Raw genomic sequence first — 10,162 nt, 5'->3', positions numbered from 1 at the left:
TGATTATTAAATGAAAAAACTAAGTTAAAGTCAAACGTGGAAAAACAAATACAAGAAAAAGTAAAAAAAACTATTTACTAAAGAAGAATTTTCTTAAAAGAAGTTGATAGACAACTTTAGGTCAAATAACTAAGAGCATAAGGTGAATGCCTTGGCACCAAGAGCCGACGAAGGACGCGGTAAGCTGCGAAAAGCTACGTCAAGATGCAAACAATCGCTATTAGACGTAGATGTCCCAATGGGGAAACCCACTCTGTAAGAGTATCCATATATGAAAAAAAGAGAAGATGGAAGGGAAGACAGGGTGTACTGAAACATCTAAGTAACCGGAGGAAAAGAAAGAAAAATCGATACCCTAAGTAGCGGCGAGCGAACGGGGTAGAGCCCAACATAACGACACGTACCTTAAAAGTTAGACGAATAATCTGGAAAGATTAGCAAAAAAAGGTGACAGCCCTGTAGTCGAAAACAAAAAAGGACCAGTTAGAAAGAGTAGCACAGGACACGAGAAATCCGGTGTGAAGACAGGAGGACCACCTCCTAAGGCTAAATACTACTTGGTGACCGATAGCGAACAAGTACCGTGAGGGAAAGGTGAAAAGAACCCCGGGAGGGGAGTGAAAGAGAATCTGAAACCTTATGTTTACAAGCAGACAAAGCACAAAAATTAAAGTGCAATGTCGTACTTTTTGTAGAACGGGCCAGCGAGTTACGATACTAAGCAAGATTAAGCATCACAGATGCGCAGTCGAAGAGAAATCGAGTCTTAACAGGGCGAAAGTTTAGTGTCGTAGACCCGAAACCGGGTGATCTATCCATGGGCAGAGTGAAGTTTAGGTAAAACTAAATGGAGGCTCGAACCGGGTAAGGTTTAAAACTTATCGGATGACCTGTGGATAGGGGTGAAAAGCCAAACGAACTCGGAGATAGCTGGTTCTCCTCGAAATAGCTTTAGGGCTAGCCTCTAGGAAAAGATAAGATGGGGGTAGAGCACTGAATTGTTGCGAGCCAATACGGTATCAAAACATATCAAACTCCGAATACCAACTTATAGCCTAGGGAGTCAGACATAGTGGGATAAGCTTCTATGTCGAAAGGGAAAGAGCCCAGACCACCAGCTAAGGTCCCAAAATTTTAATTAAGTGGTAAAGGATGTGGAGTTACGTAGACAACCAGGATGTTGGCTTAGAAGCAGCCACACATTTAAAGAGTGCGTAATAGCTCACTGGTCGAGTGATTCTGCGCCGAAGATTTCCGGGGCTAAATTAAATACCGAAGCTGTGGATTGGAAACAATGGTAGAGGAGCAATGTATGAGAGCAGAAGCATAATCGGAAGGATATGTGGATTTCATACAAGAGAGAATGCTGGCATGAGTAGCGAGAGGCAAGTGAGAATCTTGCCCGTCGAAAGCCTAAGGTTTCCTGGGGAAGGCTCGTCCCCCCAGGGTAAGTCGGGACCTAAGCCGAGGCAGAATATGCGTAGGTGATGGACAACAGGTTGAAAATCCTGTACTATTAAGATCAATTAGACGTGGGGACGCAGGAGGATAGCGAAGCGAGCAGAAGGACGCTCGTCCAAATACAAAGTCCGCTAAGTAGGCAAATCCGCTTAGCACTAAAGATGATGTATGATGGGGATCGAAAACTAAGTAGAGAAGGAAGTGATTTCACACTGCCAAGAAAAGCCACTATATACCCTTAATACCCGTACCGCAAACCGACACAGGTAGGCGAGAAGAGAATTCTAAGACGCGCGGAAGAACCTTTGTTAAGGAATTCGGCAAAATGACCCCGTAAGTTAGCGAGAAGGGGAGCCATAGCAATATGGCCGCAGTGAATAGGCCCAAGCGACTGTTTACCAAAAACACAAGTTTCTGCCAAATCGAAAGATGAAGTATAGGAGCTGACACCTGCCCGGTGCTGGAAGGTTAAAGGGAAGAGTTAGCGAAAGCGAAGCTTAGAACTGAAGCCCCAGTAAACGGCGGCCGTAACTATAACGGTCCTAAGGTAGCGAAATTCCTTGTCGGGTAAGTTCCGACCCGCACGAAAGGTGTAACGATTTGGGCACTGTCTCAACAAAGGATCCGGTGAAATTGTAGTATGCGTGAAGATGCGCATTACCCACGACAGGACGGAAAGACCCCATGGAGCTTTACTGTAGGTTGACATTGGGTTTTGAGGCTGAATGTACAGGATAGGTGGGAGACAAAGAAGCATGTACGCCAGTATGTGTGGAGTCGGCCTTAGGATACCACCCTTTCATCCTTAGAATTCTAACCGTGCACCTTGAACCAGGTCACGGGACACTGTCAGTCGGGCAGTTTGACTGGGGCGGTCGCCTCCCAAAGAGTAACGGAGGCGTTCAAAGGTTTCCTCAGCACGGACGGAAATCGTGCAAAGAGTGCAAAGGCAAAAGGAAGCTTAACTGTGAGAGCAACAACTCGAACAGATACGAAAGTAGGACTTAGTGATCCGGTGGTACCGCGTGGAAGGGCCATCGCTTAACGGATAAAAGCTACCCTGGGGATAACAGGCTTATCTCCCCCAAGAGTTCACATCGACGGGGAGGTTTGGCACCTCGATGTCGGCTCGTCTCATCCTGGGGCTGAAGTAGGTCCCAAGGGTTGGGCTGTTCGCCCATTAAAGAGGCACGCGAGCTGGGTTCAGAACGTCGTGAGACAGTTCGGTCCCTATCCGTCGTGGGCGTAGGAAATTTGAGAGGCTCTGTCCTTAGTACGAGAGGACCGGGATGGACAAACCAATGGTGTATCAGTTGTCGCGCCAGCGGCATAGCTGAGTAGCTAAGTTTGGCAAGGATAAGCGCTGAAGGCATCTAAGCACGAAACCACCCTCAAGATGAGATTTCCAAGGTAAGGAAGACCCCTTGAAGAAAACGAGGTAGATAGGACGCACGTGTAAGTGTAGCAATACACTCAGCAAAGCGTTACTAATAGGTCGAAAATTTGACCAATAAATTAGATTTGTAGCAAGGTAATCTGGTGATAAAAGCAAAAGGGAAACACCTGTATCCATACCGAACACAGAAGTTAAGCCTTTTAACGCTGAAAGTACTAGTTTGGAGACGAACTGGGAGGATAGGAAGTTGCCAGTTCAAGAAGTCTGTATAAAATGCAGGCTTCTTTTTTTATGTTTGATATTGAAAAATTTAAAGTTTTGTGATATCTTAATAAAGATAAAAAATACTTTAAATCAGTCCAGAGAGGCTGGAAAGGAGAATAACATGACAGATAATACTTATGGTAAAGTTTTAGCAAGTGATGAGTTAGCAAGTTTTTCAAGGGTAATTTTAGCCTTACAGCATCTTATAGCAATGTTTGGTGCTACAGTTTTAGTCCCTATTTTAACTGGATTTGATACATCAGTTGCTATTTTTTGTGCAGGTTTAGGAACTTTAATATTTCATTTTGTAACTAAGGGTAAGGTACCTGTATTTTTAGGCTCATCCTTTGCTTTTATCCCTGTAATTCTAGCTGTATCAGAAAGTTATGGAGGGGATTTAGCTTATGCCCAAGGTGGAATTATTGTTGCGGGTTTAATTTATTGCCTTTTTTCTTTAGTAGTTTCAAGAATTGGAATAAGAAAAATTCAAAGTTTACTTCCTGCCCATGTTATTGGGCCTATGATTATAGTAATTGGAATGAATTTAATTCCTACTGCTTTTTCTATGGCTCAAAGTAATTTTATATTAGCTGGAGTTACCTTAGCAACAGCTCTATTTATTAGATTTAAGACTAAAGGCTTTGTTGGACAACTTTCTATTATAATTGCAGTTTTTGTTGGCTATATTTTTTCTATAGTAATGAAGGAAGTTGATTTCTCAATTATAAGAGATGCAAGTTTAATATCTGCTCCAAGCTTCAGACTTCCAAAGTTTGATTTTGGAGCCATTGCCATGATTGCTCCAGTTGTTTTAGCAGTTTTTATGGAACATCTAGGAGACATTACAACTAACGGCCAAGTTGTAGGTAAGAATTTTATTGAAGATCCAGGTTTACACAGGACTCTTTTAGGTGATGGTCTAGCAACAATGGCCGCTGGATTTTTAGGTGGACCAGCAAATACAACTTATGGTGAAAACACAGGAGTTTTAGCTATAACTAAAAACTATGATCCTTCTATTCTAAGATTGGCTGCAATTTTTGCTATAATCTTGTCTTTCGTTGGAAAAATTGGTGGAGTTTTATCTTCAATTCCTACAGCAGTTATGGGTGGGATTTCGCTAATGCTATTTACTATGATAGCTTTAGTTGGAACTCAAACTATTAAGAATTCTAAAGTTAAATTTAATTTCAAAAATGTTTTAGTGATGGCAACAATTTTAATTTTAGGTCTAGGATCTGATTATTTATCAAAATTATTGGGATTTACAATTGGAGTTAGAATTACTGATACAATTGTTATTTCAGGTTTAAGTTTTGCTGCTTTAGTTGGCATTGTCTTAAATCAAATTTTATCTATAAGAATTAAAAAGTAAATAAATATTCTTTTATGGAGTAAGATCTTTAGGTTTTGCTCCTTTTTTATTTATTTTATGCTAAAATAGGAATATAAAGATTTTAGAGGTAATAATTATGTTAAAAAGTATGACAGGCTTTGGGAGCTATAAAATAAAAGATAATGAGTTTGAAATAAAGGTAGATATTAAATCAGTAAATAACAGATATCTAGATATACAAGTTAAAGGACCAAAATCATTAGCATTTATGGAAGAGGATATTAAAAATGTAATTTCTTCTAAAATTAATAGGGGAAAGATTGATGTTTTTATTGATATACAATTTTTAGATTCTTCAAATATAGATTTTAATATTGATTACAATCTTCTTAAAAAATATAACGACAGTCTAACTGACCTTTCTAATCTTAGCAATTTAGAAAAAAGTTTTTCTGTCTTAGATATTTTAAGATTTGATTCTAATATTTTACTAATAGAAAGAAAAGATCTTAATGATAATAAGACTTTTGTTGACTTATGCTTATCTTGCGTTGATAAGGCTTGTTCAAATCTTCTTGAAATGAAGATCCAAGAAGGTTATAATATAGAGTACGATTTAAAAAATAAATTGGCAAATGTAAAAGAGCTAATAAATAAAATTGAAGATTTTTCTGAAGACTTAGTAAGGATAAAAGTTCAATCATTAAAAGAGAGAATTAATGGAATTTTATCAGAAGAAAATGTTCCTTTAGATGAAGATAGACTTTTAAATGAAATAGTATTTTATAGTGATAAATTAGCTATAGATGAAGAAATTGTTAGATTAAAAAGTCATTTAGACTTGTTTAATGCTATGATAGATGATGAAAATTCTAATGGTAAAAAAATTGATTTTTTAATCCAAGAGATGAATAGAGAAACTAATACCATTGGATCTAAAACCAATAGTATAAATGTAACTAAAGAAGTAATTGAACTTAAGTCTATTTTAGAAAAAATAAGAGAGCAAGTTCAAAACATTGAATGATATGAAAAACAAAGACGATTTAAGGTGGTGGCAAAAAATGGCACAGGGATTTTTATTAGTCCTTTCTGGCCCAAGTGGTGCAGGCAAGGGGACTGTTAGTGAAGCATTAATGAAAAGTCAAGATGACATAGTATTTTCTACTTCATTAACAACCAGACAACCAAGACCAAATGAAGTTGATGGTGAAAATTATTTTTTTGTTTCAAAAGAAAAGTTTTTTGAAATGGTAGATAATGATGAACTTTTAGAATATGCACAGGTTCACAATAATTATTATGCTACACCAAAAAAGTTTGTTTATGATAAAATTGAAGATGGCGAAATTGTCTTACTTGAAATTGATGTTCAAGGCGCCTTACAAATAAAAGAAAGATATAAAAATGTTGTTTTTATTTTTCTTCTACCTCCTTCTATGTCAGAACTTAGGACAAGGCTTGTAAATAGAGGAACTGAAAGCGAAGAAGATATAGATACAAGATTTAACAATGCCTATAAAGAATTAGACTTTGTAGGGGAATACGACTACTTTGTTGTTAACAACACTGTAGACCAAGCAGTAAAAGATATTCAAAATATTATTGCTGCTGAAAGATTGAGAGTTAAAAGACATAAAAATATAAAAGAAAATGTTTCAAAGGGGTGGGATTAAATGTATATACCTTCATATAATGAAATTAAGGAAATTGATGACAGTAAATATAAATTAGCTTTGATGGTTGCTAAAAGAGCTAGACAGCTAAACAATGGTGCGGAAAGCTATATAGAAGATGAAGATTCTAATAAGGTTACTACTGCAATGAAAGAAATTGTAGAAGGACACATAGTAGGAAAAAATTAAGCTAGACTTATTCTAGCTTTATTTTATATGTTTATGAAAAAGTTAGCTGATATAGTAATTTTTAAAAACTTAATAAACTTAGATAAACTTTATACTTATGAAGTTGATGAGGATATTAAACCAGGATCTTTTGTTATAGTTGATTTTAATGACAGTTTAGAAATAGGCCTGGTTTTGTTTTCTTATAAAGATGAGGTAAAGTTTAAAACTAAAAAGGTTTTAAAAGAGATAAAAGAACTAGAACCCTTAACAAAATTACAAATAAACCTTGGTTTGTGGATGAAGGAATTCTATATTCTAACTTATGCTAAGGCCTTTTCAATTATTTGTGACTTTACAAAGATTTCAAACTTGGATTATAAGTATGTTCTAGCAGATAATTCTACTGATAATGAAAGAGAAATTTTTGAAAACTATTTATCCAAGCACGATAAAACTTTAGTTAAGAGGTTTAATACTTTAGTTAAAGAAGGCAAGGTAATAAGCCAAGTTACCTATGATGTTTCTAAAGTTGAAGAAAATATCTACTACAAGTTTTTATTTGATAAAGACCAAGCTTTAAGTCTTTTAAGGAAAAATGCAAGTAGGCAAAGGGAGTTTTTAGAAGAAATTTATGATATTTTTTATGAAAACAAGTATTTTGATTTATTTGCTGTAAGAAATTTAAAAAATTATTCTAAGTTAATACTTGATGACCTAATTAGCAAAGATTTATTTGAAGAAGTTGAGGCTATAGAAGAAGATTTTTCCTCGGCCAATACAATAGTTTTAACTGAAGAGCAAGAAAAGATTTATAGCGATATTCAAAATTCAGAAAATAACAAACATTTAATATATGGAGTAACTGGGTCTGGGAAAACTGAAATATATTTTTCTTTAATTGAAGATGCTATAAAAAGAAATAAGACTGCAATGTTTTTAGTTCCAGAAATTGGTCTAACACCACAAATGGAAAAGAGAGCTAAGGAGAGGTTTGGAGACCAAGTTGCTATCATTCATTCTAAGTTATCTAAGTCTAAAAGGCTTAGTGAGATAAAAAAAATTAATTCTTCAAAAGCAAAAATTTTACTAGGAACAAGATCTGCTATATTTTTTAATTTGAAAAACCTAGATTTAATAATTATTGACGAAGAGCACGATGACTCTTATAAGTTAGACAGGTACAACAAGTATGATGTTAGAGAGGTTGCTAGGTTTTTAATAGAAAATACCAAAGGAGCAAAACTTGTTTTAGCCTCTGCTACACCTTCTATCGAAAGTTATTATAAGGCCTTGCATGGAGTTTATGATCTGCATAAAATTCTATCAAGACCAAATAATATTTCCTTGCCTAAGATTAATATAGTTGACTTAAAAGAAGAAGTTAAGTCGGGAAATACAACTCCAATGTCAATGGATTTAATGGTTGCCATAAAAAATTCTCTTTTTAAAAATAATCAAAGTCTTTTATTTCTAAATAGACGTGGCTATTCTTCTTTTGTAAGCTGCTCAGATTGTGGATATACTTTAAACTGTGACCGCTGTGATGTTTCTATGGTCTACCACAAGCACAATAATTTTTTAAAGTGTCATTACTGCGGCAAAACTTCTCATATGCCAAGCAGGTGTCCAGCATGTGGATCTAAAAATATCAAGCAATTTGGCCTAGGTACAGAGAAACTAGAGGAGTTTTCTAAAGAATTATTTCCTGACTTAAGTATTTTGAGAATAGATTCTGACACAACTTCAAACCATCAAGATTATATTGATAACATGGAAAAAATAATAGCCAAGGATGCAAATATTATTATTGGAACCCAAATGATTACCAAAGGATTTGATTATCCATCGATTCAAATTGTTGGAGTTATTTCAGCAGATATGTCATTAAATGTTCCAACTTATGATTCAGCAGAGAAGACCTTTCAACTTTTGATGCAGGTTTCAGGTAGGGCTGGTAGGGCAAAGTCTAATGGAGAAGTTATTATACAAACCTTTAATCCTGACCATTATTCAATAAAAAATGTTTCAACCTACGACTATGAGTCTTTTTATAAGGAAGAACTTAAAATGAGAGCCCTCTTTTCATATCCACCTTTTACTAGACACTTTGAAATTTTACTTTTAAACAAAGACCTTAAACTAGGTTTGAACCAAGCAAGGCAGGTGTATCTAGCTTTAATTGATGATTTAAAGAAAAATAATTTACTTGATCAGGTTAACTTAGTTACGAATATTGACAGACCTTATATAGTAAAATTTAACAATCGCTACCATATTAGTCTTTACTTGTCTTCAAAAATTAGATATGAAAAGCAAGTAAAAAACTGTATTTATGAAATTACAATAAATAATTCCCATAATATAAATTTAAAAGGCTGCCACATTGATGTCTTAAGTCGCTGATTTATATAAGAATAATTTGGGTATTTTAAGTTATATAAGATATAAGGGAGTGAAAGTATGGCGAAAAGAATCATTAGAACAGACGAAGATCCAATTTTAAGAAAAAAATCAAGAAAAGTTGATAAAATAGATGACAAAATCCTTGTCCTTTTAGATGACATGGTAGAAACAATGTACGATGCTAATGGAGTAGGCCTAGCAGCACCACAAATTGGCGTTTTAAGAAGACTTGTGGTGATTGACATAGGAGAAGGTCCAATGAAACTTATTAACCCTGAAATCACATTTACAGCCGGTGAGGAAGAAGACCTAGAAGGTTGCCTATCAGTTCCTGGATATAATGGACTAGTAAAAAGACCAGAAAAACTAAATTGCAAATATACAGATGAAAATAATGAAAATATTGAACTAGAAGCTGAAGGATTTTTAGCTAGAGCAATTTGTCATGAGATTGATCACTTAGATGGAATTCTCTACACAGACAAGGCAGAAACTATGTATAGGATTGAGGAAGAAAATGCCTAAGAAGAATATAGTTTTTATGGGAACACCTGACTTTGCTGTAAATGCGCTTGATTCTTTAAACAAAGAGCACAATGTAGTTTTAGTAATAAGTCAACCAGACAGGGTAAATAAAAGGGGCAATAAAATAACTTATTGTCCTGTAAAGAAATATGCTCTAGAAAATAATTTAGAAATTTATCAACCTGACGACATTAATTCATACGAAAGTATTGAATTATTAAAAAATCTTGACATTGACTATATTGTAGTAGTTGCCTATGGGCAAATTATAAAAAAAGAAATCAGAACCTTGCCTAAGAAAAAAATAGTCAACATCCATGCATCACTCCTTCCCAAATATAGGGGAGCTGCTCCAATTCATAGGGCTATTATGAATAGAGATGAAGAAACTGGAGTAACTATTATGGAAGTTGGTCCAGGTCTCGATAAGGGACAAATATTTTTAAAGGCCTCTACTAAAATTGCAGATAAAAATTTAATAGTTCTGCACGATGAACTTGCCAAGATGGGAGCGGGCTTAATTATAAAATATATTGCAGAAAATGAATATGAAGAGATAATCGGCACTCCTCAAGACGAATCCCAAGCAACTTATGCAAAAAAAGTTAGCAAAAATTCAGGTAAGTTAGACTTTGTAGATGTTAATATAGAGCTTGGAAAAATAAAGGGCCTTTACCCAAGACCAGGGGCAAGTTTTTCTTATAATAATAAAAATGTAAAAGCCTTAGATGGAGAAATTTATTCCAATAAAAGTGATGCTGATATTGAGATAGGCTATATTATTGATGTCTTAGAAGATGGATTTTTAGTAAATTGTGCAAATGGCATTCTTAAAATAAGGAGAATTCAGTTTCCAGGAAAAAAAGAAATGTCAGTTGAAGATTATTTAAAGGGAAATGTCTTAGAAAGAAATACAGATTTAAGGTGATA

General features: G+C 35.0%; 7 protein-coding genes and 2 rRNA genes. All 9 read left to right on the top strand.

The features are described 5' to 3' along the window. Window positions 1–119: 119 nt before the first annotated feature. The 9 genes from BN2667_RS04560 (at window position 120) to fmt (ending at window position 10,160) form a co-directional block, all read left to right on the top strand. Window positions 120–2,972 (top strand): 23S ribosomal RNA (locus BN2667_RS04560). 24 nt (window positions 2,973–2,996) lie between these two features. Next, window positions 2,997–3,113: ribosomal RNA gene (rrf, locus tag BN2667_RS04555) — 5S ribosomal RNA — on the top strand. Window positions 3,114–3,242: 129 nt separating this feature from the next. Next, on the top strand, window positions 3,243–4,496 hold the full coding sequence (locus BN2667_RS04550) for a uracil-xanthine permease family protein (RefSeq protein WP_054252127.1): 1,254 nt from the start codon (window positions 3,243–3,245) through the stop codon (window positions 4,494–4,496). 97 nt (window positions 4,497–4,593) lie between these two features. After that, complete coding sequence (locus BN2667_RS04545; RefSeq protein WP_054252126.1) at window positions 4,594–5,484, top strand: YicC/YloC family endoribonuclease; 891 nt, start codon at window positions 4,594–4,596, stop codon at window positions 5,482–5,484. A gap of 37 nt (window positions 5,485–5,521) precedes the next feature. Next, complete coding sequence (gmk, locus tag BN2667_RS04540; RefSeq protein ID WP_054252170.1) at window positions 5,522–6,133, top strand: guanylate kinase; 612 nt, start codon at window positions 5,522–5,524, stop codon at window positions 6,131–6,133. Continuing rightward, window positions 6,134–6,322, top strand: coding sequence for a DNA-directed RNA polymerase subunit omega (rpoZ, locus tag BN2667_RS04535; RefSeq protein WP_054252125.1), 189 nt, complete (start codon window positions 6,134–6,136; stop codon window positions 6,320–6,322). A 33-nt stretch (window positions 6,323–6,355) separates the two neighbouring features. Further along, entirely contained in the window at window positions 6,356–8,707 is a 2,352-nt protein-coding gene (gene priA, locus BN2667_RS04530) for a replication restart helicase PriA (RefSeq protein ID WP_162200276.1), read from the top strand. A gap of 57 nt (window positions 8,708–8,764) precedes the next feature. Next, window positions 8,765–9,232 (top strand): peptide deformylase, encoded by a 468-nt coding sequence (gene def / locus BN2667_RS04525; protein WP_054252123.1) that lies wholly within the window; start codon window positions 8,765–8,767, stop codon window positions 9,230–9,232. Continuing rightward, entirely contained in the window at window positions 9,225–10,160 is a 936-nt protein-coding gene (fmt, locus tag BN2667_RS04520) for a methionyl-tRNA formyltransferase (protein ID WP_054252122.1), read from the top strand. The genes def and fmt overlap by 8 nt, the downstream gene beginning before the upstream one ends. Window positions 10,161–10,162 lie beyond the last annotated feature (2 nt).

The sequence above is a fragment of the Neofamilia massiliensis genome (assembly GCF_001299475.1).
In the GTDB taxonomy this organism is placed as follows: domain Bacteria; phylum Bacillota; class Clostridia; order Tissierellales; family Peptoniphilaceae; genus Neofamilia; species Neofamilia massiliensis.
The sequence above is the reverse complement of the archived record's forward strand: the minus strand, read 5'-3'. Positions and strand labels throughout refer to the sequence as shown.